Consider the following 25505-nt stretch of genomic DNA (forward strand, 5'->3'; position numbering starts at 1 on the left):
GGGGATCCCCGGCGGGTTCACACACGTTCGCGGGAGGAGCCGCGGGGTCAGCGGCCCTTCGGGTGCCAGACGGTCTTGGTCTCGAGGAACGCCGTCATCCGCGAGAGGTCCGGAGTGGCCTCGAAGTCGGGCTCGACGGCCTCGGCGCCCGAGCCACCCGGACGCAGCACGCGCTTGAGGTTCTCGGCGGCGGCGAGCTCGAGGTCACCCCACTCGACACCGGCGGCACCCGCGGCGCCCGTGAGGTCGATGGCGTTGACGTCGCGGTGCGACGCCAGCCAAGGGGCCACCTCGGCGGTCCGCCCGGTGACGACGTTGACCACGCCGCCCGGCACGTCCGACGTCGCCAGGCACTCGGCGAGGTCGATCGCCGGCAGCGGCCGGTCCTCTGAGGCGAGCACGACGCAGGTGTTGCCGGACACCACGACCGGCGCGACGACGGACACCAGCCCCAGCAGCGAGGACGCCTGCGGCGCGAGCACCGCGACGACCCCGGTCGGCTCCGGCGCCGAGATGTCGAAGTACGGCCCGGCGACGGGGTTGAGTCCGCCGAGGACCTGCGGGTACTTGTCCGACCAGCCCGCGTACCAGACCCACCGGTCGATGGCCGCCGAGACGACGGCGTCGGCGCGCGCGGGGGTCAGGCCCTCGGAGTCGCGGACGTCCTGGACGAGCTGCGCGCGGCGGCCCTCCATCACCTCGGCGACGCGGTAGAGCACCTGGCCTCGGTTGTACGCGGTGGCGCCGGCCCAGCCCGGCTGGGCCTTGCGGGCGGCGACGACGGCGTCGCGGGCGTCCTTGCGCGAGCCCATCGCGGCGTTCGCGAGGAAGCGCGGCGTCGCCCGCCGACCCGACGGCGCGGCCATCACCTCGTAGGAGCGGCCGCTCTCGGAGCGGGGGAACTTCCCGCCGATGTAGAGCTTGTACGTCTTGCGGACGTCCACGCGGGCGCTCACAGGTCACCACCGGTCTTCACGTAGGCCTCGAGCCCGTGGCGGCCGCCCTCGCGGCCGTACCCGGACTCCTTGTACCCGCCGAACGGCGAGGTGGGGTCGAACTTGTTGAACGTGTTGGCCCACACCACACCGGCGCGCAGCTGGTCGGCCATCCAGAGGATGCGGCTGCCCTTCTCGGTCCAGATGCCGGCCGAGAGCCCGTACGGGGTGTTGTTGGCCTTGGCCACGGCCTCGCCCGGGGTGCGGAAGGTCAGCACCGAGACGACAGGCCCGAAGATCTCCTCCTGGGCGATGCGGTGCGACTGGCTCACCTCGGTGAACACGGTGGGGCGGAACCAGAACCCGGTGCCCGGCAGCTCGCAGCCGGAGTCCCAGCGCTCGGCGCCCTCGGCGGCCCCGGCCGCGGTGAGCTCCTCGATGCGCCGCAGCTGCGCGCGGCTGTTGATCGCGCCGACGTCGGTGTTCTTGTCCATCGGGTCGCCCACGCGCAGGGTGCCGAGGCGGCGCTTCAGGCGGCGCACGACCTCGTCGGCGACGTTCTCCTGCACCAGGATCCGGCTGCCGGCACAGCACACGTGGCCCTGGTTGAAGAAGATGCCGTTGACGATGCCCTCGACGGCCTGGTCGACCGGGGCGTCGTCGAAGATGATGTTCGCGCCCTTGCCGCCGAGCTCGAGCGTGGCCTTCTTGCGGGTGCCGGCGATCGAGCGGGCGATCATCTTGCCGACGTTGGTCGAGCCGGTGAAGGCGAGCTTGTCGATGCCCGGGTGGTCGACGATGGCCTGCCCGGTGGCGCCCGCGCCCGTGACGATGTTGACGACACCCGGGGGCAGCTCGGCCTGCTGGCAGACCTCGGCGAACAGCAGCGCGGTGAGCGGCGTGGTCTCGGCCGGCTTGAGCACCACCGTGTTGCCGCAGGCGAGCGCCGGCGCGATCTTCCACGAGAGCATGAGCAGCGGGAAGTTCCACGGGATGACCTGGCCGACGACCCCGACGGGGCGGGGGTTCTCGCCCAGCGCCGCGTAGCCCAGCTTGTCGGCCCATCCTGCGTGGTAGAAGAAGTGCGCCGCGGCGAGCGGGACGTCGACGTCGCGGCTCTCCTTGATCGGCTTGCCGTTGTCGAGGGTCTCGAGGACGGCGAACTCGCGAGCCCGCTCCTGGAGGATGCGGGCGATCCGGTAGAGGTACTTGCCGCGGTCGGCGCCGCTCATCCGCGACCAGACGCGCGTGTAGGCGCTGCGGGCGGCGCGCACGGCGGCGTCGACGTCGTCGGCGGTCGCCTCGGAGACCTCGGAGAGGACCTCCTCGGTGGCGGGGTTGACCGTCTTGAACGGCTTCCCGCCGGTGGCCTCGACGAACTCGCCGCCGATGAAGAGGCCGTGGCTGCTCGCGATGTCGACGACCGCCCGGGACTCGGGGGCCGGCGCGTACTCGAAGGTGGGCATCGGTGTCCTTGCCGGTTCGGGGTGGGTCAGTAGCCGCTGGGGGCGTCGTCGGCGACGTAGTCGGCGCCGGAGTAGGCGCCGGTCGTCATCTTCTGGCGCTGGAGGACGAGGTCGTTGAGCAGGCTCGAGGCGCCGAAGCGGAACCACTCGTTGGAGAGCCAGTCCTCGCCCGCGACCTCGGACACGGTGACGAGGAACTTGATGGCGTCCTTGCTCGTGCGGATGCCGCCGGCCGGCTTGACGCCGACCTGCTCGCCCGTGGCGTCGCGCCAGTCGCGGACCGCCTCGAGCATCACGAGGGTGACGGGCAGGGTCGCCGCCGGGGAGATCTTGCCGGTGGAGGTCTTGATGAAGTCGCCGCCGGCGAGCATCGAGAGCCACGAGGCGCGGCGGACGTTGTCGTAGGTGACCAGCTCGCCGGTCTCCATGATCACCTTGAGGCGTGCGTCGCCGCAGGCCTCCTTGGTCTCGGCGATCTCGCGGAAGACCGAGAGGTAGTCGCCGGCGAGGAAGGCCCCGCGGTCGATGACCATGTCGATCTCGTCGGCACCGTTCTCGACGGCGTCGCGGGTGTCGGCGAGCTTGACGGCGCGGCTGGCGCGGCCGCTGGGGAACGCGGTGGCCACGGCGGCGATGTTGACGGCGCGGTCGCCGATCACCTCGCGGGCGAACGGCACCATGTCGCCGTAGACGCAGACGGCGGCCGGGCTCGGGGTCGACAGGTCGCTGGGGTCCGGGACGAGCGCGCGGGTGGCCAGGCCGCGGACCTTGCCCGGGGTGTCGGCACCCTCGAGGGTCGTCAGGTCGATCATCGAGATGGCGGTGTCGATGGCCCACGCCTTGCTCGTCGTCTTGATCGAGCGGGTGGACAGGGCCGCGGCGCGGGCCTCGCAGCCGACCTGGTCCACCCCGGGCAGGCCGTGCAGCCAGCCGGTGAGGGCGGAGTTCGTCAGGCGGGACACCCCGAGGATGTCGCGGGCGCGCGCCGTGGGGTCGAGGTCGGTCGCGGTGCTCACCCCGAGAGTGTACGGGGGTCGCGGGGGCCTCCCCGACCCCGGAGCGGGCACCTCCGGACGACGCGGTCGGGGCCCTGTCGTCAGGTCTCGCCAGTCCGACCCCCGTCAGGTGCAGGTGAGCACCAGGGGGTGGACGAGCATGTCGTCACCCGCCGTGGCGCCGCCCGACGGCGTGCTCACGACCGTGCGGACCGCGAGGTTGACCGTGCCCGTCGTCGTGGCGACGTGGACGGCCGTCCTCGAGCCGACGTTGTGGTTGGCCCCCGAGTTGACACTCAGGACGGCGGTGTCGACCAGGGCGAGACCGGTCAGGGGGACGCCGGCCACGTCGAGGTAGGTGCGCATCGGCTGGGCGTTGGTGACGTAGGCGCGGTAGCTGAGGACGAAGGTGTAGATCGTCCCCGTGACCACGGAGACCGAGGTCGTCGCGGTCGCGGTGAACGTGGTGCCCCGCGCGGCGTCGAGGGTCTGCTCGAACGTCCCTCCGCTGAACGAGGCGGCCCCGCTGCCGGAGACGCTCGTGCCGCTCGTCGTGAGCCGCCAGGCAGGGTCGGCGAAGGCGGGGATGACCGGGCAGAGGGAGGCGGCCACGGCGGGTGCGGCGGCGCCGACCGCGATGACCGGGACGGCCCAGGCCGCTCCCGCCGCGACCGCCCTCCGGCCGACGGGCCGGCGGGCCGGCGGGCGGGATCGGTCGGACCGGTGCCGTCCTGCGAGGTCACCGATCCACCATAACCGCAGGTCAGGGGCGGGTGGCGACCTCGAGCTCGGCCTTCAGGGCGGCCAGCCGGGTGGCCGCGCGCGAGCGGGCGCCGGCGAGGTCGTCGTCGCTGACCGGCTCGATCACCTCGAGGTAGACCTTGAGCTTGGGCTCGGTGCCGGACGGGCGGACGATGACGCGCGAGTCGTCGACGAGGTACCAGCGCAGCCCCTCGGTCGGCGGCAGGCCGCCGTCACCGCGGGCGAGGTCGTCGATGCGCGCCACCTCGACGCCGGCCACCGACGTCGGCGGCTCGGCCCGAAGCCGGTCCATCACGCGGCCGATGAGGGAGAGGTCCTCGACCCGCACCGACAGCGCGTCCGTGGCGTGCACGCCGTGCTCGCGGGCGAGGTCGTCGAGCCGGTCGACGAGGCCGCGCCCCTCGGCCCTGAGCGTGGCGGCGAGCTCGGCGACCACCAGCGCCGCCGAGACCCCGTCCTTGTCGCGGACGTGCCCGGGGTCGACGCAGTACCCGAGCGCCTCCTCGTACCCGTACCGCAGGCCGGGCACGCGCCCGATCCACTTGAAGCCGGTCAGCGTCTCCTCGTGGCGCACGCCGGCGGCGCGGCACATCGTCGCGAGCAAGCGTGAGGAGACGATGGAGTTCGCGAACACGGCCTCGGGAGAGTCCTGCTCGACCCCCTGAGCGAGCACGTGGGACCCGAGCAGCGCACCGACCTCGTCGCCGCGCAGCATCCGCCACCCCCCGGGACCGGGCACCGCCACGGCGCAGCGGTCGGCATCGGGGTCGTTGGCGACGACGACGTCGGGCGAGGTCTGCTCGGCGAGCTCGAGGGCGGCGTCCATCGCGCCGGGCTCCTCGGGGTTCGGGAAGGAGACCGTGGGGAACATCGGGTCGGGCTCGGCCTGGGAGGCGACCGGGAGGGGAGCGGCGTACCCCGCCGCCACGAAGGCGCGCTGCACCGTCTCGGACCCGACGCCGTGCAGCGCCGTGTGCACGACGGTGAGGTCGCGGGGGCTGTCGGGGGAGACGACCGTGACGACGTCGGCGAGGTAGGCCTCGAGCACGTCGTCGCCGAGGGTGTCCCAGCCGTCCTCGGCGCGCGGCACCGACGCCACGGACTCGACCCGGGCGATCTCGGCCGCGATGAGCCCGTCGACCGGCGGCACGATCTGCGAGCCGTCGCCGACGTAGACCTTGTACCCGTTGTCCTGCGGCGGGTTGTGCGACGCCGTGACCATGACGCCGGCGTCGGCGCCGAGATGGCGGATCGCGTACGCCAGCACCGGCGTCGGCAGCGGTCGGGGGAGGACGACGGCCCGCCCGCCCATCCCGGTGACGACCGCGCAGGTGTCGTGGGCGAAGACGTCGGAGTTGGTGCGCGCGTCGAAGCCGACGACGACGAACGGCTCGTCGGCGACCGTGCGCAGGTACGCCGTGAGCCCGGCCGCGGCCCGGATGACGACGGCGCGGTTCATCCGGTTCGGCCCGCCGCCGAGCTTCCCGCGCAGGCCCGCGGTGCCGAACTCGAGCATCCCCGACATCGCGTCGGCGAGCTCGTCGCGGGCGGCGTCGTCCCCGGCGTCGGCGCGCTCGGCGAGTCCCTCGAGCTCGGCGCGGGTGACGGGGTCGGGGTCGTCGGCGGCCCAGGCGCGGGCCGCGGCGAGGAGGGCGTCGAGGTCGGTCGTCGTGCTCACGGCGGCCGTCCTCAGATGCGGCCGACGACGTCGGCGAGGAGGCGCCCGCAGCGCTCGGCCGCGGCCTGCCCGGCCTCGAGGACCTCCTCGTGGCTCAGCGGCGTCTCGCTGATGCCGGCCGCCGCGTTCGTCACGAGCGAGACGCCGAGCACCTCGAGGCCGCTCTGGCGGGCCGCGATGGCCTCGAGCGAGGTCGACATCCCGACGAGGTCGCCGCCGAGCACCTTGGCCATCCGCACCTCGGCCGGGGTCTCGTAGTGCGGCCCGCGGAACTGGACGTAGACGCCCTCGTCGAGGGTCGGGTCGACCTCGCGGGCCAGGCCGCGCAGTCGGGGGGAGTACAGGTCGGTGAGGTCGACGAAGGTCGCGCCCTCGATGGGGGAGTGCGCGGTGAGGTTGATGTGGTCGCTGATGAGCACCGGGGTGCCGGGCGCCCAGTCGGGGTTCAGCCCCCCGCAGCCGTTGGTGATGACGATCGTCGAGCAGCCCGCGGCGGCGGCGGTGCGCACGCCGTGGACGACGGCCCGCACGCCGCGGCCCTCGTAGAAGTGGGTGCGGGTGCCGTAGACGAGCGCGCGACGCCCGGTGTCGCCGATCGCGACCGAGCGCATCGAGCCGCTGTGCCCGGCGACGGCGGCCTTGCCGAACCCGGGGACGTCGGTGTTCTCGATGGTCGTCACGGTCTCGCCGATGAGGTCGCCCGCCTGGCCCCAGCCGCTGCCGAGCACGAGCGCGACGTCGTGGCGCTCCACCCCCGTGCGCTCGCGGATGACGGCGGCGGCGGCCTCGGCGACCGCGAACGGGTCGGTGCTCGGGTCGGACAGGTCGTGGGCGGCGGCGGTGTCGGTCACCGGGGCAGCGTAGCGACGGCCGCGGGCGGCGCGCACCGCCCCCGGCTCCGTCACCTCTCGCGCACGTGCGGAGTCATCGCTGTCGGTCCCGGACGCGACAGCGATAACCCGGCACGTGCGAGGTGGGAGCCGATCGGGAGGAGACTTGCGGATGCAAGTTGCATGTGCAAGTCTTGCGGCATGGCCAGCCTCGCCCACGAGCTCCACGTCCTCGTCGCCCTGATGGACCGGCGCGCCGAGACCCTGCTCGCCCGCTCGGGCATCGGCCTGACCTACCGCCGCTACCTCGCCGTCCTCACCGTCTCCCGGCTCGACCGCCCCACCCAGCGCGAGCTCGCCGACGCCCTCGGCACGAGCGAGGCCGCGACGAGCCGGATGGTCGCCGGGCTCGCCGCCGACGGGTTCCTCGAGGTAGGCCGCGCGCACGGCAACCGCCGCGAGCTCGCCCTCACCCCCGAGGGCGTCACCCGCCTCAGGGCCTCGAGCGAGGTCCTCGGGGACCGCTTCGACGACGCCGTCCGGGCGGTCGGGGCCGACCCCGACCACCTCCTCCACGTCGTCACCACCATCTCCACCGCCCTCCGGAAGGACTGACCGTGCACGCCTGGACCCTCCTGCTCACCTCCCACGTGGCCGCCGCACTCGTCTCGGTCGGCCTCGGTGTCGTCCAGCTCTCGCGCCGCAAGGGCGATGCCCGCCACCGTCACCTCGGCCGCGTGTGGGTCGGCCTCATGTTGTGGACCGCGCTCTCCTCGTTCTGGATCCGGCACCTGCGCGACGGTGCCTTCAGCTGGCTGCACATCCTCAGCCTCGTCACGCTCGTCACCGTCACGCTCGGCGTCCTCGCCATCCGCCGCGGCGACGTCCGCTCCCACCAGGGCAACATGATCGGCAGCTGGATCGGGTCGGCCGTGGCGATGGTCTTCGCCGTCGCGGTGCCGAAGCGGATGATCCCGACCTTCGCCGTGGACCAGCCCCTCGGAGCGGTGACCGCGCTGCTCGTGCTCGCCGCCGTCACCGCCGCGCTCGTCGTCGTGGGGGACCGGCTGGCCCGCCGGGCCACCCCGGCGCCCGCGGTCAGCGCGCCGTGAGGACCTCGACCCCGTCCTCGGTGATGGCGACCGTGTGCTCGCTGTGCGCAGTGAGGCACCCGGTGGCGCTGCGCAGCGTCCAGCCGTCGGCATCGGTGACGAGCTCGTCGGTGTCGGCCATCACCCACGGCTCGATGGCGATGAGCAGCCCGGGCCGCAGCCGGTAGCCGCGGCCGGGCCGGCCGGTGTTCGAGACGTGCGGGTCCTGGTGCATCGTCGAGCCGACGCCGTGCCCGCCGAACTGCGTGTTGACCGAGTAGCCGGCGCCGGTGAGCACCGAGCCGATGGCGTGCGAGACGTCCCCGAGGTGCACGCCCGGCCCGGCGACGGCGATGGCCGCGGCGAGCGCCTCCTCGGTGACGTCGACGAGGGCCTGCGCGCCGGCCGGCCGGGCGTCCCCGACGACGAGGCTCAGGGCCGAGTCGGCGACGATGCCGCCGACCGACAGGGCGAGGTCGAGCGAGAGCAGGTCGCCGTCGGCGAGCACGCGGTCGTGCGGGAGGCCGTGCAGCACGGCGTCGTTCACCGACGTGCAGATGTGGTGCCCGAACGGCCCGCGCCCGAAGCTCGGGGCGTAGTCGACGTAGGACGAGACCGCCCCCGCCGCCTCGATCATCTCCCGAGCCCAGCGGTCGACCTCGAGCAGGTTGGTGCCGGGGGCCACCCGCCCCTGCAGGGTCCGCAGGATGTCGGCGACGAGCGCGCCGGCCTCGCGGCCACGGGCGAGCTCGGAGGGCCCCAGGATCTCGATCATGGGGCCATCCTCTCCCGAGGGGCCGGGTCAGTCGGCGGCGACCGCCAGCGCGGCGTCGCCGCGCGAGCCGAGCACGACCGGGTCGCCGGGGCGGTAGCGCGTGACGTCGGTGTTCGGCACCTGCACCGTGACGAGCTCGTCGTCGGTGGTCCGGGCGATGACCCGCCCGTGGCCGCCGAGGAAGCTCGCGCTGACGACCGAGGCGTTGCCGGCCGTCCCGCCCTCGGCCGGGGCCACGGTGACCCCCTCCGGCCGCACGAGGACGACCACGTCCGGCCCGGTCGCCGAGCCGTCGAGCAACGGCACGCTGCCGCCGAGGACGTGGGCGCGCCCGCCCTCGACGCGCGCCCGCATCCGGTTGGTCAGCCCGACGAAGTCGGCGACGAACGGGGTGCGCGGCGAGGTGTACAGCTCGGCGGGGGCGGCGAGCTGCTCGAGCCGCCCGACCGACATCACCCCGACCCGGTCGGCGACGGCGAGCGCCTCCTCCTGGTCGTGGGTGACGAAGAGCGTCGTCGTGCCGACCTCGAGCTGGATGCGCCGGATCTCGTCACGCAGCTGCGTGCGCACCTTGGCGTCGAGGGCCGACAGCGGCTCGTCGAGCAGCAGCACCTGGGGCTCGATGGCCAGCGCCCGCGCCAGGGCGACGCGCTGCTGCTGGCCGCCGGACATCTGGTGGGCGTACTTGTCGGCGTGCTGCGCCAGCCCCACGAGCTCGAGCATCTCGGCGGCGCGGGCGCGCCGTGCCGCCTTGTCACGGCCCCGGAGCTCGAGGCCGAACTCGACGTTCTGCCGGGCGGTCATGTGCGGGAAGAGGCTGTAGGCCTGGAAGACCATCCCCATGTCGCGCCTGTTCGTCGGGACTCCGGTGACGTCCCGACCGCCGACCTCGATGGTCCCGGAGTCGGGGTCCTCGAGGCCCGCCAGGCAGCGCAGCGCGGTGGTCTTGCCGCAGCCCGACGGCCCGAGCAGCGCGACGAGCTCGCCGGGCTCGAGGTGCAGCGTCAGCCCGTCGAGCGCGGCGACGCCCCCGTAGACGCGACGCAGGTCGGTCAGCTGGACGGGCGTGCCCTGCGCGGTGGCGGTGGCGCTCATGCGGTCGGCTCCTTGCGGCGACGGAGGCGGGAGAACGGGGAGGTGCCGGCCCGACCGCTGCCGACGAACGACATCGCGAAGAGGACGACGAAGGCGAAGACGAGCGAGGCGAGCCCGACGGCGACCGAGATCTTCGCGTCGGACTTGCCGAGCTCGTACATCGCCACCTGGAGGTTCTTCTTGGAGAACAGGTTCGCGATGGTGAACTCCCCGAGCACGAGCGCCACGGAGAGGAACGAGGCCGACAGGACGGCGGTGCGCAGGTTGGGCAGGATGACCCGCCACATCACGGTGGTCCACGAGGCGCCGAGGGAGCGGGCGGCCTCGGCGAGGGTGCGCACGTCGATGGCGCGCAGCCCGGCGTCGAGCGCCCGGTACGCGTACGGCAGGACGAGGACGACGTAGGCGAGCCCGAGCCACAGCGTGGAGTCGCCGAGCAGGTAGTACACCCACGCGTAGACCGGCGTGAGCCCGACGACGAGGACGATGGCCGGCACCGTGAGCGGCAGCAGGCAGACGAACTCGACGGTGCGGGAGAGACCGGGAAGCCGCAGCCGCACCCACGTCATCGTCGGGACGAGGAGCACGAGCATGACGACGGGCGTGACGACCGCCAGCCCGACGGACGCGAGGAAGCCCTCGCGCAGCGCCGGGTAGTCGGTGGAGATCCGGCTGACGTCGGCGAGCGTGCGCCACGTCTCCAGGGTCCGGCCCTGTCCGCCGGGCCCCTGGGTGGTGAAGTCGAGCATGCCGAGCAGCGGCAGGACGAAGAAGAGCAGGACGACGGTGAGGACGGCCCAGCGCAGCAGGGCCTGCTTGCGCCGGAACCGGGCCCGCTGCCCGCTCATCGCTGCATCCAGCGGCTGGACCGCTTGTCGAGCCACGCGTACAGCGCCATGGCGACCGCGACGACGACGACCATGGCCAGCGCCATGGCCTTGCCGAGGTTCTCCTGGCCGAGGATGACCTCGGAGGTGAAGGTGCTGCCGATCTGCAGCGGGATGAGCGGCGAGCCCTGCGACACCAGCGCCTTGGCGGTCGCGTACGCGGAGAACGCGTTCGTGAAGAGCAGCAGCGTCGCGCCGACGAACGAGGGGAGCAGGATCGGCGCCGCGACCCGGCGCCAGTACGTCCACGTCGTGCCGCCCAGGGTCTCGGTGGCCTCGCGCCACTGCGGGCGCAGCCCCTCGACCGCGGGGAGGAAGACGATGAGCATCAGCGGGATCTGGAAGTACAGGTAGACGAGCATCAGGCCGCTGTCCCACTCGTAGAGCCAGAAGCCGGTGCCCGTGCTGATGCCGACCTTGCCGAGCAGCACGGTGAGCAGGCCGGTGCTGCCGAAGGAGGCGATGAACGCGAACGCCAGTGCGACACCACCGAACTGGGCGAGCACGCCGCACAGCGAGGTGAAGAAGCGCTTGGTGACCGACCCCTCCCGAGCGGTGCTCACCGCGTACGCCAGGAGGCCGCCGATGACCGCCCCGCCGAGCGAGGTGACCGCCGACAGGACCAGCGACTGCACCAGGCCGCGGACCACGGACGGCGAGGTGAGGCCCTCGAGGTTGCCGAGGGTGAACCGGTTCGAGCCGTCCAGGAAGGCGCCGATGACGACGACGAGCGTCGGGATCAGCAGGAAGACGGTCGTGTACGCGAAGAACGGCACGACCCCCGCGAGGGCGCCGGACGGCCGCAGCCGTCGCAGCGCCCCCGTGGGGGCAGCGGTCGCCGTGTCAGCCAACCGCGTTGGCCCAGTTGTCGGCCAGGTACTTCTTGCCGCTGTCGGAGTCGGCCTGGGTCGGGACGACCGGGGTGCCCTCGACGGCCGGCAGCGCCGCCGCGGCCGCCTTGTCGAGCGTGCCGGCCTTCTCCATCGCGTCGAAGCGGACCGGTCGGGCGCCGCCCTTGAGCCAGAGGTTCTGGCCCTCGTCGCTGTAGAGGAACTCCTGCCACAGGCGCGCGGCGGCCGGGTGCGGGGCGTCGGCGTTGACGGCCTGGTAGTAGTAGCCGGCGACGACGGCCTCCTTCGGCACGACGACCTTCCAGGTCGGCAGCTTGGCCGAGTACGCGGCGTTCAGGTAGTCCCAGTCGATGACGAGCGGGGTCTGCCCGGACTCCACGGTCGCGGCGGTCGGGTCGACCGGCAGGAAGTTGCCGGCGGACTTGAGCTGCTTGAAGAAGTCGACGCCCTTGGTGAGGTCACCGGCGCTGCCGCCCTCGGCGATCGAGACCATCTGCACGCCCGCGAACGCGGCGCCGGCCTCGGTGGGGTTGCCGTTGAGGGCGACCTTGCCCTTGTAGTCGGCCTTCAGGAGGTCCTTGACGCTCGTCGGGGCGGGCACCTTGGCCGAGTCGTAGCCGATGCTCATGTAGCCGCCGTAGTCGTTGACCCAGGTGCCGTCGGCGTCCTTGAAGTCGGCGGGGATGTCGTCGAAGGTCGCGACCTTGTACTTGGCGAACATGTCGGTGTTGGCCAGGGCGACGGCGGCACCGAGGTCGAAGACGTCCGGCGCGCCGGACTGGCCCTTGAGCCGCTTGGCGGTGGCGATCTCGTCGGCGCTGCTGGCGTCCGGCTGGTCGCTCGTGACCTTGATGTCGGGGTACTTGGCCTGGAAGGCCTTGATGACCTCGCCGTAGTTGGCCCAGTCCGGGGGCAGGGCGATGACGTTGAGCGCGCCCTCCTTCTTCGCGGCGGCCTCGAGGGCGTCCATCCCGCCGAGCTCCTCGGCGGAGGTGGCCGTCTTGGCCGAGGACCCGCCGCCCGAGGCGGTGTCGCCGGACCCGGACTCGGTGGGCGGGGAGCAGGCGACGAGGGCGAGAGCGGTCAGGCCGGCGGCGGCGAGCACACCGGCCCGGCTGCCGAGGGGACGGGACATGTGGACCTCCTCGAGAGGGACGGCGAGAGCGCCGGGGACCGGTCGACGGTCCCGCTCGCACCCTAGGCGCACACATAGTGGTTCGGAAAGGGACCATTGCCACTTCGTCGTGCCGGGTGGCCGGATCGTGACCTGCGCCGGGGTGGTTGGATGGGGGCCGTGAGCGCGCGGTCGAGCAGAGTCGTCATCCTCGGCGGGGGCCCCGGTGGCTACGAGGCCGCCCTCGTCGGGGCCCACCTGGGGGCCGACGTCACCGTCGTCGAGCGCACCGGCATCGGGGGAGCGGCCGTTCTCACCGACTGCGTCCCGAGCAAGGCCCTCATCTCGACCGCCGACTACATGAGCGGCTTCGAGACCGTCGCCGACCTCGGCGTCCACCTCGAGGACCACGAGGGCGACGAGGTCACCGACGCCGTCGCCGACCTCCCCGAGGTCAACCGCCGCGTCGTCGCCCTGGCCCGGGCCCAGAGCCGCGACATCCGGACCCGCCTCGGCGAGGTGGGGGTACGGGTCGTCGACGGGGCCGGCTCGCTGACCTCCCCGACGTCCGTGCGGGTCGAGGGCGAGGACGGCACCGAGGAGCTGGGCGCCGACGTCGTCCTCGTCGCCACCGGCGCGGCACCGCGCGTGATGGACACCGCCGTCCCCGACGGCGAGCGCATCCTCACCTGGCAGCAGATCTACGACCTGCGCGAGCTGCCCGAGCGGCTGGTCGTCGTCGGGTCCGGCGTCACCGGCGCCGAGCTCGCCCAGGCCTACCTCGGGCTCGGCTCCGAGGTCGTCCTCGTCTCCTCGCGCGACCGCGTGCTCCCCGGGGAGGACCCCGACGCCGCCACCGTCATCGAGGACGTCTTCCGCAAGCGCGGCATGGAGGTGCTCGGGCGCTCGCGGATGGCCTCGGTCGAGCGCACGTCCGACGGCGTGCTCGTCCGGCTCGTCGACGGCCGCGAGGTGACCGGCAGCCACGCGCTGCTCGCCGTCGGGTCCGTGCCGCTGACCCACGGCATCGGCCTCGAGGAGGTCGGCGTCGACCTCCTGCCCTCCGGCCACGTCGCCGTCGACCGCGTCTCGCGCACCTCGGTGCGCGGTGTCTACGCCGCCGGCGACTGCACCGGCGTGCTCCCGCTGGCCTCCGTGGCCGCGATGCAGGGCCGCATCGCGATGTCGCACGCGCTCGGCGACGCCGTGGCGCCGCTCAACCTGGGCGTCGTCTCGGCGAACATCTTCACCGACCCCGAGATCGCGACCGTCGGCATCACCCAGAAGGACGTCGACGAGGACCGCGTCGACGCCGAGGTGCTGATGCTGCCGCTGGCGCGCAACCCGCGCGCGAAGATGCTCGGCATCACCGACGGCTTCGTGAAGCTGTTCGCGCAGAAGGGCTCCGGGGCGGTCGTCGGGGGAGTGGTCGTCGCGCCGCGGGCCTCCGAGCTGATCTTCCCGGTCACGCTCGCCGTGCAGCACCGGCTCAACGTGGACCAGGTGGCCTCGACGTTCACCGTCTACCCCTCGCTCTCGGGGTCGGTCGCCGAGGCCGCGCGCCGGCTGCACCCGATCGCCTGACACCGCGGGCCCCGTCGGGAACTCTGCACGGGCAGGATGGGTTGACCTGTCAGACACCCCATCCGAGGAGGACGACATGGCCAAGGGTCGCGCCGCGGCGCTCATCGCCGCCGTCACGAAGGTCAAGGACTACGCCCGCAACAACCCGCAGAAGGCCGACGAGGCCATCGGGAAGGTCGAGGGCTTCGTGCGCTCGAAGGCCGGGCCGCAGCACGCCGACAAGGTCGGCAAGGGCAGCGACGCCGTGCGCAAGGGCCTCGGCCTTCCGCCCCAGGGCGGTGCCGCAGGCCCCGGCGTGACCGGCGGTGGCCAGGTTCCCCCGCCGCCCCCGCCGTCCTCCGGCCCCACGCACTGAGCGGCCCGCGGTGAGCATCGAGCCGGGTCCGGAGCACCCGGACCTCCCCGACGAGGACCTACCGGGCGCTCCCGAGGTCCCCGACCCCGTCGACCCCGACGCGCCGGACACCCTCGACCCCGACCCCGTGGAGCCGTGGCACCCGCACGACCCGGCCGACCCGTCGCCGGTGGCGCCCAACCCGGCGCCGGGCACGGGGGACGACCCGCAGCCCCGCCGCGACCTGGGCTAGGTCAGGCGTCGGCGGGGGCCTCGGCGTCGGGCGCGTCCGTGATGTCGCAGATGACGGCGCCGTTGGTGACGGTGGCGCCGACCTCGGCCTTCAGCCCGGTCACGACGCCGGCCTTGTGCGCGGTGATCGGCTGCTCCATCTTCATCGCCTCGAGGACGACGACCTGGTCGCCCGCGGCGACGGTGGCGCCCTCCTCGACGCTGACCTTGACGATCGTGCCCTGCATCGGCGCGGTGAGGGAGTCGCCGGACGCCGCAGCGCCACCGGACCCGCCACCGGAGCGGCGCGGGGCCTTCTTGCGCGCGCCGCCGGTGTGACCGCCGCCGCCACCGCCGAAGGAGAGGCCGCCGGGCACGGAGACCTCGAGGCGCTTGCCGCCGACCTCGACGACGACCGTCTGGCGCTCCTGCGCCTCCGGGGCGTCGGCGCTCGGGCCGGCGTAGGCCTCGATGTCGTTGTCGAACTCGGTCTCGATCCACCGGGTGTGCACGGTGAACGCCTCGTCGGGGTCCGCCGGGGCGAACGCGGGGTCGGCGACGACCTTGCGGTGGAACGGGACGACGGTGGGCATGCCCTCGATGACGAGCTCGGCGAGGGCGCGGCGCGAGCGCTCGAGCGCCTGCTGCCGGGTGCGCCCGGTGACGACGAGCTTGGCGATCATCGAGTCGAACGCGCCGGCGACGGTGTCGCCCTCGACCATGCCGGAGTCCCAGCGCACGCCGGGGCCCTGCGGCACGACGAGCGTGCTGACCGTGCCGGGGGCCGGGAGGAAGTTCCGGCCGGCGTCCTCGCCGTTGATGCGGAACTCGATGGAGTGCGCGTGCGGCTCGGGGTCCGGGTAGTCCAGCGCCTCGCCGTTCGCGATGCGGAACTGCTCGCGGACGAGGTCGATGCCGGTGACCTCCTCGGAGACCGAGTGCTCGACCTGGAGGCGGGTGTTGACCTCGAGGAAGCTGATGTCCCCCTGCGGCCCGACGAGGAACTCGCAGGTGCCGGCGCCGACGTAGCCGGCCTTGCGGAGGATCTCCTTGGACGCGCGCAGCAGCTCGGTGTGCTGCTCCTCGGTGAGGAACGGCGCGGGCGCCTCCTCGACGAGCTTCTGGTTGCGGCGCTGGAGCGAGCAGTCGCGGGTGGAGACGACGACGACGTTGCCGTGCTGGTCGGCGAGGCACTGGGTCTCGACGTGGCGCGGGTGGTCGAGGAAGCGCTCGACGAAGCACTCGCCGCGGCCGAAGGCGGTGACGGCCTCGCGGACGGCGGAGTCGAAGAGCTCGGGGATCTCCTCGAGGGTGCGGGCGACCTTGAGGCCGCGGCCGCCGCCGCCGTAGGCCGCCTTGATGGCGACCGGGAGGCCGTGCTCCTGCGCGAAGGCGACGACCTCGTCGGGGCCCTCGACGGGGTCCTTGGTGCCGGGGACGAGCGGCGCGTCGGCGGCCAGGGCGATGTGCCGCGCCTTGACCTTGTCGCCGAGGGAGTCGATGGCCTCGGGGCCGGGACCGATCCAGATGAGGCCGGCGTCGATGACCTTCTGGGCGAAGTCGGCGTTCTCGGCGAGGAACCCGTAGCCGGGGTGCACGGCGTCGGCACCGGCGGCCTTCGCGACCTCGATGAGCTTGTCCTGCAGGAGGTAGGACTCGCCGGGCGTGCTGCCACCGAGGGCGTGCGCCTCGTCGGCGACCTTGACGTGGAGGGCGTCGCGGTCGGGGTCGGCGTACACGGCCACGGACGCGATGCCCGAGTCCTTGCAGGCGCGGGCGATGCGCACGGCGATCTCGCCCCGGTTCGCGATGAGGACCTTGCTGATCGGCATGTCTCGGACTCTAGCGCTCCGCCGCGCGGGGGGTCGGGCGGCTCGGGCGAGGGCTCCCTCACACCCCGAGCGACACGGTGAGTCGTCCGAGCAGCCGGGCTGCCGCTCCCGACCGGCCGGGTCCGGGCCGTGCCGCACGACGGATGCGACCGGGATCCGGGGAGGCACGGTGTGCGGCGCACGCCCGGCCCGCATCCGCACGTGCAGCGGGGCCGCCACGGCCCCTCACGGCTCGTGGCGGCCCCGCGGTCGGGGGACCCGCGTCAGCAGGTCGACTTGTAGGCCGCCTGGCCACCCTCACCGGACAGGTTGTCCTTGGTGATGATGGAGAAGCCGGTCTGGATCGTCTTCTCGACGGACTTGCCGGTCAGGGCGGCGACGGCCTGCTCGACACCGTCGGTGCCGATCGTGCTCGGCTGCTGCGCGACGAGCGCCTGCACGGTGCCGTCCTCGAGGGCCTTGATCTGGTTCGGGCCCGCGTCGAAGCCGACGATGGTCAGGCCCTTGGCGCCGGCCTGCCGGACACCGGTGGCCGAGCCCTCGGCCGAGAACAGGTTCGTCGCGAAGATGCCGACGATGTCGGGGTCCTTCTGCAGCGCCGAGGAGACCAGGTTGGCCGCCGTCGCCGGGTCGTTGTGGCTGTACTGGACGCCGAGGTACTGGAAAGCGCTGTCCGCCTTCGTGGCGTCCTCGAAGCCCTTGACGCGGGCGTCGACCGTCGAGACACCGGGGTCGGTAGAGATGACGAGCACCTTGCCGCCCTGCGGCTTGGCGGCCTTGATGGCGTCGAAGGCGGCCTTCCCGCCGCCGACGTTGTCCGAGCTGATCTCGGAGACGGCGAAGGACGGGTCGTTGACGGTGGTGTCGACGAGGACGACCTTGATGCCGGCCGCGGCGGCCTGCTGCAGCGGGGCCTGCATCGCCTGGACGTCGGTCGGTGCGACCAGCAGCGCGGCCGGCTTCGAGGCGGTGACCGAGTCGACGATCGGCTTCTGGAGGGTCGGGTCGAACTTCTGCGGACCCTGCGTGGTCACCGTGTAGCCGAGCTCCTTGGCCTTGGCCTCGATGCCGCACTGCATGGTGATGTAGAACTCGTCGCCGGCGACGCCCTGGACGAAGGCGATGTTCTTGTTGTCGTTGCCACCGCCACCGGAGCCGGCCGAGGAGTCGGACGTCGGTGCGCCGGTGGAGCAGGCCGCGAGGGCGAGGACTGCTCCGAGTCCGGCTGCGGTGAGCCTGAGGGTGCTTCGCATGGGTCGTGCCTTTCTCATGGGGTGACTTCGTTGTCGGGTACTGCTGTTCGAGAGACCGTCAGCCTCCGCGCACCGCGGCGGCGCGGCGGTGCTGGTCGACGTAGACGGCGGTGATGAGGATGGAACCCACGGCGACCGTCTGCCAGTACGGGGAGACGCCGACGATGACGAACCCGGACTGGAGGACCGCCGGGATGAAGAGGCCGACCATCGAGCCGAACATCGAGCCCTGGCCGCCGAAGATGGACGTGCCGCCGATGACGACCGCCGCGATGACGTTGAGGTTGGTGAGGGACTGGCCGGCGATCGTCGTCGTCCCGTACTGGGCGAGCGAGAGGATGCCGGCGATGCCGGCGAGGAAGCCGGACAGCGCGTAGATCTGGACGAGCTTGCGGTCGACGTTGATGCCGACCCGGCGCGCCGAGGTCTCGTTGGACCCGATGGCGTAGGTGTACCGGCCGAACCGGGTGCGGTGCAGCATGATCCCGCCGATGACGACGATGACCAGCGCGATGATGGTGATCGCGGGGATGCCCGCCAGCCGGCCGTAGCCGATGTTGTCCTGGAGCACCTGCGGGGCCGAGCGGATGTCGAGGCCGCCGGTGAGGATCTGTGCCACGCCGAGCGCCACCGAGAGCGTGCCGAGGGTGACGATGAGCGGCGGCACCTTGGCGCGGGCGACGAGGAAGCCGTTGAGCGCCCCCCAGAAGACGCCGACGACGACGGCGAGGACGAGGCCGATCAGCGCGGTCGACCACCCGGTGTCGCCCATCGACTCCATGACCTTGGCCGAGACCACCGAGGAGACGACGAGCACCGAGCCGACGGACAGGTCGATGCCGGAGGTGATGATGACGAAGGTCATCCCGACGGCGAGCACGGCCCAGATGGACACGTTCTGCGCGATGTTCGTCAGGTTGCCCGTCGTGAGGAACGTGCTCGGCGAGAGCACGCCGAACACCGCGACGATGACGACGAGGACGCCGAGGATCCACACCGACTGCATGCTCTTGACGCGCTCGGCGAGGCTGCCGTGGCTCGCGGTGGTCTCGATCGTGGACGTGGGCTTGGCCGTGCTGGTCTGGGTGCTCACGCGGCTCCCTCCTTCGGGTCGAGCGCGCCGGTCATCGCACCGACGAGCTCCTCGACGCTGGTGTCGGCGCCGCGGTAGGTGGCCACGCGCCGGCCGAGCCGCAGCACCTGGACGCGGTCGGCGACCTCGAGCACGTGCGGCATGGAGTGCGAGATGAGCACCACCGACAGGCCGCGGTCGCGGACCTTCTTGATGGTGTCGAGGACGTTGCGGGTCTGGACCACCCCGAGGGCGGCGGTGGGCTCGTCGAGGAAGAGCACCTTGTCGGCCCACGCGACCGCGCGGGCGATCGCCACGGTCTGCTTCTGGCCACCGGACATCGCCCCGACGGGGACGACGACGCTGCGGACCGCCGAGCCGAGCTCGGTGAAGGCCTGCGCCGAGCGCTGGCGCATCTGCGGGGTGTCCATGAACCCGAGCCGGCCGAGCACGCCGGGGCGCATCACCTCGCGACCGAGGAACATGTTCTGCGCGGCGTCGAGGTGGGGGGCGAGCGCGAGGTCCTGGTGGACGACCTCGATGCCGAGGCGCGAGGCGTCCTGCGGCGTCTCGAAGTGCACGGGCTGCCCCTCGAAGCGGACCTCGCCCGCGTCGAGGTCGAGGTTGCCGGTCAGGGCCTTGACGAGCGTGGACTTGCCCGCGCCGTTGTCGCCGATGAGGGCGACGACCTCGCCGGCCTCGATGTCGAAGTCGGCTCCGTCGAGGGCCTGCACGCGGCCGAACTTGCGCCGGAGCCCGGTGGCCTCGAACCGGGGGCTCATGCGGCCGCCTCCCGGTACGAGCGGGCCCGGCCCTCGATGATCGAGCGGTACTCGTCGAGGCGGCGGCGGCCGGTGTCGGAGAGGAAGGCGACGCGCTCGGCGTGGTCCATCGCGACCGTCTCGCGCCACACCGACCGGCCGGCGATGAACCCGCTGGCGCCGCCCTCGTCACAGCTGACGCGCAGCACGTCGGCGAACTCGTCGGACGAGACGCCGGCCGACAGTACGGCCCACGGTGCCGAGATCCGCTCCGCCAGACGGCGGCACGCCTCGGGGCTGCCCGGGTACTCCAGCTTGAGGAGGCTCGGGTTCAGCTGGTCGATGAGGACCGCGGCCTCGATGATCGCGTCCGCCCGCGCCTCGGGGGAGAGCGGCTCCTCACCGGCCAGCGGGAAGATGAGGTTCTCGATGACGGAAGGGACGCCGACCGAGGCGCAGTCGGCGACGAGCGTGCGCATCACCTCGACGGCCTCGGCCGTGGTGTCGCGGCCGTCGGCGCCCGGTCGGCGGTCGGCGCGGACCTGGACGAGGAACTTCATCGCGTGGGCTCCGCTGTCGCGCACCCACGCCGCGTCCTGGGCGGGGTCGAGGGCGACGGTCGGCTCGCCGTCGTGCGTGCCCCGGCTCGAGGGCTCCGCCGCGAGGAGGAGGCCGAACGGCTCGCTCGTCTCGGCGGCCCGGGCGCCGGGCAGGCCGTAGGTGGGGTCGACGAGGAAGGCGGACGCGCTCCCCGCGAGGGAGGCGATCTTGTCGCGTTTGAAGGCGACGATCTCCTCGTCGGTGGTGCCGGCGCGGCCGACCGCGTCGAGCATGCGGCGCAGGGTGCCGCGCTGGTCCATCGCGAGGACGGCGAAGGTGCCTGCCTCGGTGGCGATGGCGTCGAGTCCGGTGGTCGTCATGCGTGTGCCTCCTGGATGGGCTGTCGGGGTTCGGGGGCGAGGTGGTCGGTGAACCACTCCGCGGGGGGTCGCCGGTCGGGGCCGGCCTGCTCGGCGTGCTGGGCGGCCCAGGCGCCGAAGCGCGCCGCGCCCCACGTGCCGGGCTGGTCGACGGCCGAGACCTCGACGACGGGGGCGAGGTCCTGGCGGGCGGCGAGGACGGAGCGCATCCGGGTCCACCCGCCGGCGACGACGAGCCGGTCGACGGCGACACCCGCGCCCCGCAGCACCGAGAGGTGCTCGATGCCGCGGGCCGTGCCGCCGTCGATGGCGGCCCGCCACACGTGGGCCGGCGTGTGGGCCTCGGAGCCGAGGAGGATCTCGACCTCGTGGTCGCCCATGGCGTAGCCGGTGACCGTGACGTCGGCGGTGTCGCCGGGGGCGAGCCGCAGGGTGGCCTCGTCGAGGGCGGCCCGCGCCGGGTCGTGCTCGGCGTCGAGCACCTGCTGGACGCGCTTGAGCACGAGGCCGGTCCGCGTGCCGCCGATGAAGCCGGTCGCGCCGCGGACGGTGTGCGGGTACACCGAGATGCCGCGGAGCGCGAGGTCGCGGACGACGTCGGGGTCGGGGACGTGGGACGCGGAGGCGAGGTAGGCCTCGGCCGTGCCGAAGCTGTCGAGGGCGGATCCCGGTGCGCCACAGCCGGTCGCGGCGGCGGCCACGGCGTGGTCGTGGCCGGCGACGGTCAGCACCGCGCCACGGACGGCGGCGACGGGGTGGTCGGCGCGCACGGTACCGGCCGGTGCCCCTGCGGCGACGATCTCGGGGAGCAGGTCCGGCCCGACGCCGAGGTGGTCGAGGGCCGGCTGCCACGGGGTGTTCGTGTGGACGTCGAGGAGGCCGGTGCGCCCGAGGAGCGAGAGCTCGGCGACCCGCCGGCCGCCGAGGCGGAGGACGACGAACTCGGGCACCGAGAGCCACTGGAGACCGCGCAGGTCGAGCCCTTCGTCCCGCAGGTGGAGCAGCTTGAAGAACGAGGCGACGTGGCTGACCGGCAGGCCCGTGCGGGCGGGGAAGTCACGAGCGAGGTCCGCGGGGAGGGCGGCCGCCTGGGCCGACCCGCGCGGGTCGTACCAGGCGATGACCGGGCACTGCTCGCGCCCGGCGGCGTCGACGAGGACGCCGGCCTCGGCCATCGAGGTGAACCCGATCGAGCGGACCGTGGTGCCCGGCTCGAGGTCGGCGGCGACCTCGGCGAGCAGCAGCTCGACCGCCTCGACGACCGAGGCGGGCGTCCGGTCGACGCGGCCCTCGCCGGTCTCCCGCCAGTCGGTGGCGACGGAGTGGTCGACGAGGCGGCGCCCGTCGTCGGCCACGGCGCTGACCTTGGTGACGGTCGTGCCGAGGTCGAAGCCCAGGTCGACGGCGCTCACGGCTCGACCCTCGGAGCCAGCTCGCCCGAGCCGCGGGGCACGAGCAGGGTGGGCAGGACGGTCTCCATGACCGGCGCCGAGGGGTCCTGGATCCGCCGGGCGAGGAGGTCGAAAGCGGTGTCCGCCAACGCGGTCGGGCGCTGGTCGACGACCGTGGTGGGCGGCGTCATCAGCTCGGCGACGGGGTAGTCGCCGAAGATGACGAGCGCGACGTCCTGCCGGTGCAGCCGCTGCTGGGCGCGCAGCACCCCGAGGCCCATCATCGGGGAGGCGGCGAACACGGCGGTCGGGGCGTCGGCGGTGGCGAGCATCGCGAGGGCGTACGGGTACGCCTCGTCGGCGGTCCACGCGCGGGTCTCGACGAGGTGGGCGTCGACGGTGATGCCGGCCTCGGTGAGGGCCTTCTCGTAGCCGGTGTACCGGTCGTGGAGCGTGTCGAAGGCCGAGACCTTGCCGAGGAAGCCGATCCTGCGGTGGCCGCGCGCGACGAGGTGCCGGACGGCGTCGGTGGCGCCCTGCTCGTCGGTGACCCGGACGACGTCCTTGTCGGTGACGCCGCACTTGCGGTCGACGACGACGACGGGGACGTCGTCGGGCAGGGCCTCGGCCACGTGCCGGCCGTCGCCGAACGGGGCGACCACGAGACCGGCCACACCGCGCCGGGCCAGGCGCTGGATCTGCATCCGCATGCGGTTCTCGTCCATGCCGGTCGAGGCGACGAGGACGTCCATCCCCACCTCCATCGCCCGCGCCTCGATGACCGCCACGACCTGGGCGAAGAACGGGTCGTCGATGGAGTCGACGAGGACCCCGATGGTCGGCAGCTTGCCGCCGCCGAGCCGCTGCGCCGCGGGGTCGGGGTGGTACTGGAGCATCTCGATGGCCGCGCGGACGCGCTCGACCGTCTCCTTGCGCACGTTCGGCGCCTCGTTGATGACGCGCGAGACGGTCTTGATGGAGTAGCCCGACTCGCGGGCCACGTCGTAGATGGTCGGGCGGCTCATGCGAGCACCGCCTCGGGGAGGGCGAGCAGGGCCGGGCCCACGAGGGCGGCGTCGAGCATGCCGCCCTGCTCGTGCTGCACGGCGGCCGCGGCGACGGCCATCCCGTGCCGGACGGCCTCGACGTCGCCGGCGCCGTCGAGGAGGGCGGCCGAGGTGCCGGCCAGGAAGGAGTCGCCGGCGCCGATCGGGTTGGCGACGGGGACGCGCGCGGCCCCGAGCCACCACGTGCCGTCCGCGGTGGTCAGCGCGGCGCCGTGCGACCCGGCGGTGACGACGGCCCGGCGGGCGCCGCGGGCGTGGAGCTCGCGGGAGGCCTCGAGGCAGCGGTCGAGGAGGTCGTCGCCGGACTCCTCGACGTGCTCGTCGGTGCGGCCGTGGAGGAGCGCCTCGGCCTCACCGACGTTGGGGCTCACCAGGTCCGGGCCGCTGGGCAGGGTGGCGGCGAGCACGGCGGGGGCGGCGTCGACCCAGGCCTCGATGCCGCGCTCGTGCGCGGCGGTGACCACCTCGGCGTACGTGGTGTCGGGGAGACCGGGGGGCAGCGAGCCGGAGCACGCCACGGCCGGGGCGCCCTCGAGCTCGGCGCGCACCCGCGGCAGGAACGAGGACGGGTCCCAGTCCTCGGGCTCGGGACCGCGGCCGTTGACGACCGTGACCCGCCCGCCGTCCTCGAGGAAGATCATCGCGATGCGCCCCTGGCCGCGGTGCGGGACCGGCGCGAAGCGCGTGCCCTCGGCGGCGAGCAGCTGCTCGAGGCGGGGGTCGTCGGCGGGGGAGAGGCCGACCAGCCGCGGCGCGCGGCCCAGGGCGCGCAGGCTGCGGCAGACGTTGACGCCCTTGCCGCCCGCGGTCGAGACCGTGCGGGAGGAGCGGCTCACGGTGCCCGGCGCGAGCGTGGTGAGCCACGTCGTCACGTCGATGCACGTGTTGGGGGTCACGACCAGCACAGGGGGCCTCCTCGCCCAGAGCGACAGCGCTGTCATCAGTTCCGACTCTTGTCGGAGAACCTGCTGATCCGTAAGGTATGGCGACATGACAGCGCTGTCAACACCCCGCGTCCCCAGCCCGTCCACCATCGGCCTGCACCGCCGGCTGTCGCGCATCTGCGACGCACAGGGCCACATCCGCACGATGGCCATCGACCACCCCGAGAACTACCTCAAGCTCTTCGACGACGACCTCTCGGCCGTCTCCTTCGAGGAGGTCGTCGAGTCCAAGCTCGACATGATCCGCGTTCTCGCAGAACACTCCACGTCCGTCCTCGTCGACCCCGTGTGGAGCTTCGGCCAGGCCGTGGCGGCCGGCGCGGTGCCCGGGCACGTGGGCGTCATCAGCGGCATCGAGGACCTCTACTACCGCCCCGACAGCGCCATCGGCTTCGACACCGAGCTGCGGTTGCGGCCCGGCTGGGACCCCTCGGTGCTCACGGACCTCGGCGCCGACGCGGCCAAGCTCGTCGTCTTCCACCGCGAGGACCAGGACGAGGCCGTCGTGGCCCAGCAGCACGCCGTCGTCGCCGAGGCGGCCGCGCAGTGCCGGGCGCACCAGCTGCCGCTCGTCGTCGAGCCGCTGTGGTTCCCCGTCGGCGACGAGGACACCTCCGACCCCGCCGTGCAGGCGGTCCGCCGCAGCAGCGTGCTCGCCTCCGCGCGGTCGTTCCGCCAGGCGGGGGCCGACATCATGAAGGTCGAGTTCCCCGTGCTCGACCTCACCGACCTCGATGCCGCCCACGAGGCTTGTGCCGCACTGGACTCCGCGATCGACGGGCCCTGGGTCCTGCTGTCGGCGGGCGTCACCTACGAGGGCTTCCGTACCCAGCTCGACGTCGCGGCCGACCACGGGTGCAGCGGTTTCATGGCCGGCCGGGCCATCTGGGGCGACGCCGTCGGCCGGATGGACGCGGCCGCCCGGCAGGACGGCGCCGACCTCGCGGCCCGCCGGCTGGACGAGCTCGCGGAGGTCCTCGACGGCCGCGGCGCGCCCGCGTACACGCCGGTCGAGCAGGAAGAGGTCGCCGGGCTCATCGGGCCGGAGTGGTACCGGGGCGCGGTGGGTTCCGCCGGATGAGCGATGCCGCCCGCCCCGGGCGCCTGCTCTGCGTAGGGGGTGCTCCCGGGGCCGGCAAGACCACCGTCGGGCGGCTCGTCGCGCGGGCCGCCCGCGCGGCGCTCGTCGACCTCGACAGCGTGACCACGCCGCTCGTCGACGCCGTCGCGGCGTCGGCCGGTGACGCCGCCGACCTCGACGCGCCCCGGTACGCGGCGCTGCGGGATGCGCGGTACGCCTGTCTCGCAGACGTGTCCGCGGACTGCATCGCTGCCGGTGTGGACGTGGTCGTCGTCGCGCCGTTCACCCGGGAGGCCACGGGCGCGACGTGGAGCGCCTGGGGGAGGGCCACCGGGGCGTCGGACGTCACGACCTGCTGGCTCGACGTCGACCCGGCCGTCGTGGTCGAGCGGGTCGCGGCGCGGGGCCTGCCGCGCGACGTCGCCAAGGCCGGCCGGCAGCCCGAGCGGGTGGTCGTGGCGCCCGACTCCGTCGACCTGCTGCTCGACACCGGGCCGGCAGGCCCCGAGGAGCTGGCCGCGCGCGTGCTGGCGGGGTGGTCGTCGCCGTCGTGAGG

The 25505-nt window shown here is 73.4% G+C and carries 26 protein-coding genes; 7 read left to right on the top strand and 19 right to left on the bottom strand.

Annotation, left to right across the window (positions count from 1 at the left end; all coding sequences use genetic code 11):
* Positions 1-47 precede the first annotated feature (47 nt).
* The 6 genes from ACQZ2A_RS04340 to ACQZ2A_RS04365 form a co-directional block, all read right to left on the bottom strand.
* A complete protein-coding gene (locus ACQZ2A_RS04340; protein WP_430207541.1) occupies positions 48-956 on the bottom strand; it encodes an aldehyde dehydrogenase family protein in 909 nt (302 codons plus the stop codon).
* Positions 953-2401, bottom strand: a complete 1449-nt coding sequence (locus tag ACQZ2A_RS04345; RefSeq protein WP_430207544.1) for an aldehyde dehydrogenase family protein — start codon at positions 2399-2401, stop codon at positions 953-955. Before ACQZ2A_RS04345 ends, ACQZ2A_RS04340 begins: the two co-directional genes overlap by 4 nt.
* A gap of 26 nt (positions 2402-2427) precedes the next feature.
* Positions 2428-3417, bottom strand: a complete 990-nt coding sequence (gene deoC / locus ACQZ2A_RS04350) for a deoxyribose-phosphate aldolase (protein WP_430207547.1) — start codon at positions 3415-3417, stop codon at positions 2428-2430.
* A 105-nt stretch (positions 3418-3522) separates the two neighbouring features.
* Positions 3523-4008 (bottom strand): hypothetical protein, encoded by a 486-nt coding sequence (locus tag ACQZ2A_RS04355; protein WP_430207548.1) that lies wholly within the window; start codon positions 4006-4008, stop codon positions 3523-3525.
* 151 nt (positions 4009-4159) lie between these two features.
* Positions 4160-5836, bottom strand: a complete 1677-nt coding sequence (locus tag ACQZ2A_RS04360) for a phospho-sugar mutase (RefSeq protein ID WP_430207551.1) — start codon at positions 5834-5836, stop codon at positions 4160-4162.
* Positions 5837-5847: 11 nt separating this feature from the next.
* The gene (locus ACQZ2A_RS04365) at positions 5848-6687 is read right to left on the bottom strand and encodes a purine-nucleoside phosphorylase (protein WP_430207554.1); all 840 of its coding nucleotides are present in this window, start codon (positions 6685-6687) and stop codon (positions 5848-5850) included.
* Positions 6688-6867: 180 nt separating this feature from the next.
* On the opposite strand from ACQZ2A_RS04365, the gene ACQZ2A_RS04370 reads away from it, so the two are divergent.
* Positions 6868-7281, top strand: a complete 414-nt coding sequence (locus ACQZ2A_RS04370; protein WP_430207557.1) for a MarR family winged helix-turn-helix transcriptional regulator — start codon at positions 6868-6870, stop codon at positions 7279-7281.
* Positions 7282-7283: 2 nt separating this feature from the next.
* Positions 7284-7778, top strand: coding sequence for a DUF2306 domain-containing protein (locus ACQZ2A_RS04375; protein WP_430207560.1), 495 nt, complete (start codon positions 7284-7286; stop codon positions 7776-7778).
* Here the strand turns inward: ACQZ2A_RS04375 and map are convergent.
* Genes map through ACQZ2A_RS04400 form a run of 5 tightly spaced genes read right to left on the bottom strand, consistent with a single transcriptional unit; the run spans position 7765 to position 12500 of the window.
* Positions 7765-8532, bottom strand: coding sequence for a type I methionyl aminopeptidase (gene map / locus ACQZ2A_RS04380; protein ID WP_430207563.1), 768 nt, complete (start codon positions 8530-8532; stop codon positions 7765-7767). The genes ACQZ2A_RS04375 and map overlap by 14 nt on opposite strands.
* 27 nt (positions 8533-8559) lie before the next feature.
* Entirely contained in the window at positions 8560-9627 is a 1068-nt protein-coding gene (locus tag ACQZ2A_RS04385) for an ABC transporter ATP-binding protein (RefSeq protein WP_430207565.1), read from the bottom strand.
* Entirely contained in the window at positions 9624-10475 is an 852-nt protein-coding gene (locus ACQZ2A_RS04390; protein WP_430207568.1) for an ABC transporter permease, read from the bottom strand. Before ACQZ2A_RS04390 ends, ACQZ2A_RS04385 begins: the two co-directional genes overlap by 4 nt.
* Entirely contained in the window at positions 10472-11365 is an 894-nt protein-coding gene (locus ACQZ2A_RS04395) for an ABC transporter permease (protein ID WP_430207571.1), read from the bottom strand. The genes ACQZ2A_RS04390 and ACQZ2A_RS04395 overlap by 4 nt, the downstream gene beginning before the upstream one ends.
* On the bottom strand, positions 11358-12500 hold the full coding sequence (locus tag ACQZ2A_RS04400) for an ABC transporter substrate-binding protein (protein ID WP_430207574.1): 1143 nt from the start codon (positions 12498-12500) through the stop codon (positions 11358-11360). The genes ACQZ2A_RS04395 and ACQZ2A_RS04400 overlap by 8 nt, the downstream gene beginning before the upstream one ends.
* Before the next feature lie 150 nt (positions 12501-12650).
* On the opposite strand from ACQZ2A_RS04400, the gene ACQZ2A_RS04405 reads away from it, so the two are divergent.
* The 3 genes from ACQZ2A_RS04405 (at position 12651) to ACQZ2A_RS04415 (ending at position 14650) form a co-directional block, all read left to right on the top strand.
* Positions 12651-14063 (top strand): NAD(P)H-quinone dehydrogenase, encoded by a 1413-nt coding sequence (locus ACQZ2A_RS04405; RefSeq protein ID WP_430207575.1) that lies wholly within the window; start codon positions 12651-12653, stop codon positions 14061-14063.
* Between the two features lie 76 nt (positions 14064-14139).
* A complete protein-coding gene (locus ACQZ2A_RS04410; RefSeq protein ID WP_430207577.1) occupies positions 14140-14418 on the top strand; it encodes an antitoxin in 279 nt (92 codons plus the stop codon).
* Between the two features lie 10 nt (positions 14419-14428).
* A complete protein-coding gene (locus ACQZ2A_RS04415; RefSeq protein ID WP_430207579.1) occupies positions 14429-14650 on the top strand; it encodes a hypothetical protein in 222 nt (73 codons plus the stop codon).
* A 1-nt stretch (position 14651) separates the two neighbouring features.
* Here ACQZ2A_RS04415 and ACQZ2A_RS04420 read toward each other — a convergent pair whose 3' ends face one another.
* The 8 genes from ACQZ2A_RS04420 to ACQZ2A_RS04455 form a co-directional block, all read right to left on the bottom strand.
* Positions 14652-16460, bottom strand: a complete 1809-nt coding sequence (locus ACQZ2A_RS04420) for an acetyl/propionyl/methylcrotonyl-CoA carboxylase subunit alpha (RefSeq protein WP_430207581.1) — start codon at positions 16458-16460, stop codon at positions 14652-14654.
* Between the two features lie 263 nt (positions 16461-16723).
* Entirely contained in the window at positions 16724-17713 is a 990-nt protein-coding gene (locus ACQZ2A_RS04425; RefSeq protein ID WP_430207583.1) for an ABC transporter substrate-binding protein, read from the bottom strand.
* Positions 17714-17771: 58 nt separating this feature from the next.
* Positions 17772-18806 (bottom strand): ABC transporter permease, encoded by a 1035-nt coding sequence (locus tag ACQZ2A_RS04430; protein WP_430207586.1) that lies wholly within the window; start codon positions 18804-18806, stop codon positions 17772-17774.
* Positions 18803-19567, bottom strand: coding sequence for an ATP-binding cassette domain-containing protein (locus ACQZ2A_RS04435; RefSeq protein WP_430207589.1), 765 nt, complete (start codon positions 19565-19567; stop codon positions 18803-18805). Before ACQZ2A_RS04435 ends, ACQZ2A_RS04430 begins: the two co-directional genes overlap by 4 nt.
* Positions 19564-20466, bottom strand: coding sequence for a hypothetical protein (locus tag ACQZ2A_RS04440; protein ID WP_430207592.1), 903 nt, complete (start codon positions 20464-20466; stop codon positions 19564-19566). Before ACQZ2A_RS04440 ends, ACQZ2A_RS04435 begins: the two co-directional genes overlap by 4 nt.
* Positions 20463-21878 carry an FGGY-family carbohydrate kinase gene (locus ACQZ2A_RS04445; protein WP_430207595.1) on the bottom strand — a complete coding sequence of 472 codons (1416 nt, stop codon included), beginning with the start codon at positions 21876-21878 and terminating at the stop codon, positions 20463-20465. The genes ACQZ2A_RS04440 and ACQZ2A_RS04445 overlap by 4 nt, the downstream gene beginning before the upstream one ends.
* Positions 21875-22882 carry a LacI family DNA-binding transcriptional regulator gene (locus ACQZ2A_RS04450; protein WP_430207598.1) on the bottom strand — a complete coding sequence of 336 codons (1008 nt, stop codon included), beginning with the start codon at positions 22880-22882 and terminating at the stop codon, positions 21875-21877. The genes ACQZ2A_RS04445 and ACQZ2A_RS04450 overlap by 4 nt, the downstream gene beginning before the upstream one ends.
* Positions 22879-23829, bottom strand: coding sequence for a 1-phosphofructokinase family hexose kinase (locus ACQZ2A_RS04455; protein WP_430207600.1), 951 nt, complete (start codon positions 23827-23829; stop codon positions 22879-22881). The genes ACQZ2A_RS04450 and ACQZ2A_RS04455 overlap by 4 nt, the downstream gene beginning before the upstream one ends.
* Positions 23830-23914: 85 nt before the next feature.
* Here ACQZ2A_RS04455 and ACQZ2A_RS04460 point away from each other — a divergent pair, with 85 nt between their 5' ends.
* Positions 23915-24949, top strand: coding sequence for a hypothetical protein (locus tag ACQZ2A_RS04460; RefSeq protein ID WP_430207603.1), 1035 nt, complete (start codon positions 23915-23917; stop codon positions 24947-24949).
* On the top strand, positions 24946-25503 hold the full coding sequence (locus tag ACQZ2A_RS04465) for an AAA family ATPase (protein ID WP_430207606.1): 558 nt from the start codon (positions 24946-24948) through the stop codon (positions 25501-25503). Before ACQZ2A_RS04460 ends, ACQZ2A_RS04465 begins: the two co-directional genes overlap by 4 nt.
* Positions 25504-25505: the final 2 nt, after the last annotated feature.

This window comes from Phycicoccus avicenniae (assembly GCF_050496545.1).
Lineage (GTDB): Bacteria > Actinomycetota > Actinomycetes > Actinomycetales > Dermatophilaceae > Phycicoccus > Phycicoccus avicenniae_A.

Excerpts from the sequence above, each read along its gene's own strand:
- ACQZ2A_RS04345 (WP_430207544.1), bottom strand. The coding sequence starts at position 2,401 with ATGCCCACCTTCGAGTACGCGCCGGCCCCCGAGTCCCGGGCGGTCGTC.
- ACQZ2A_RS04370 (WP_430207557.1), top strand. The coding sequence starts at position 6,868 with ATGGCCAGCCTCGCCCACGAGCTCCACGTCCTCGTCGCCCTGATGGAC.
- map (WP_430207563.1), bottom strand. The coding sequence starts at position 8,532 with ATGATCGAGATCCTGGGGCCCTCCGAGCTCGCCCGTGGCCGCGAGGCC.
- ACQZ2A_RS04385 (WP_430207565.1), bottom strand. The coding sequence starts at position 9,627 with ATGAGCGCCACCGCCACCGCGCAGGGCACGCCCGTCCAGCTGACCGAC.
- ACQZ2A_RS04390 (WP_430207568.1), bottom strand. The coding sequence starts at position 10,475 with ATGAGCGGGCAGCGGGCCCGGTTCCGGCGCAAGCAGGCCCTGCTGCGC.
- ACQZ2A_RS04400 (WP_430207574.1), bottom strand. The coding sequence starts at position 12,500 with ATGTCCCGTCCCCTCGGCAGCCGGGCCGGTGTGCTCGCCGCCGCCGGC.
- ACQZ2A_RS04405 (WP_430207575.1), top strand. The coding sequence starts at position 12,651 with ATGGGGGCCGTGAGCGCGCGGTCGAGCAGAGTCGTCATCCTCGGCGGG.
- ACQZ2A_RS04410 (WP_430207577.1), top strand. The coding sequence starts at position 14,140 with ATGGCCAAGGGTCGCGCCGCGGCGCTCATCGCCGCCGTCACGAAGGTC.
- ACQZ2A_RS04420 (WP_430207581.1), bottom strand. The coding sequence starts at position 16,460 with ATGCCGATCAGCAAGGTCCTCATCGCGAACCGGGGCGAGATCGCCGTG.
- ACQZ2A_RS04425 (WP_430207583.1), bottom strand. The coding sequence starts at position 17,713 with ATGCGAAGCACCCTCAGGCTCACCGCAGCCGGACTCGGAGCAGTCCTC.
- ACQZ2A_RS04435 (WP_430207589.1), bottom strand. The coding sequence starts at position 19,567 with ATGAGCCCCCGGTTCGAGGCCACCGGGCTCCGGCGCAAGTTCGGCCGC.
- ACQZ2A_RS04440 (WP_430207592.1), bottom strand. The coding sequence starts at position 20,466 with ATGACGACCACCGGACTCGACGCCATCGCCACCGAGGCAGGCACCTTC.
- ACQZ2A_RS04450 (WP_430207598.1), bottom strand. The coding sequence starts at position 22,882 with ATGAGCCGCCCGACCATCTACGACGTGGCCCGCGAGTCGGGCTACTCC.
- ACQZ2A_RS04460 (WP_430207603.1), top strand. The coding sequence starts at position 23,915 with ATGACAGCGCTGTCAACACCCCGCGTCCCCAGCCCGTCCACCATCGGC.
- ACQZ2A_RS04465 (WP_430207606.1), top strand. The coding sequence starts at position 24,946 with ATGAGCGATGCCGCCCGCCCCGGGCGCCTGCTCTGCGTAGGGGGTGCT.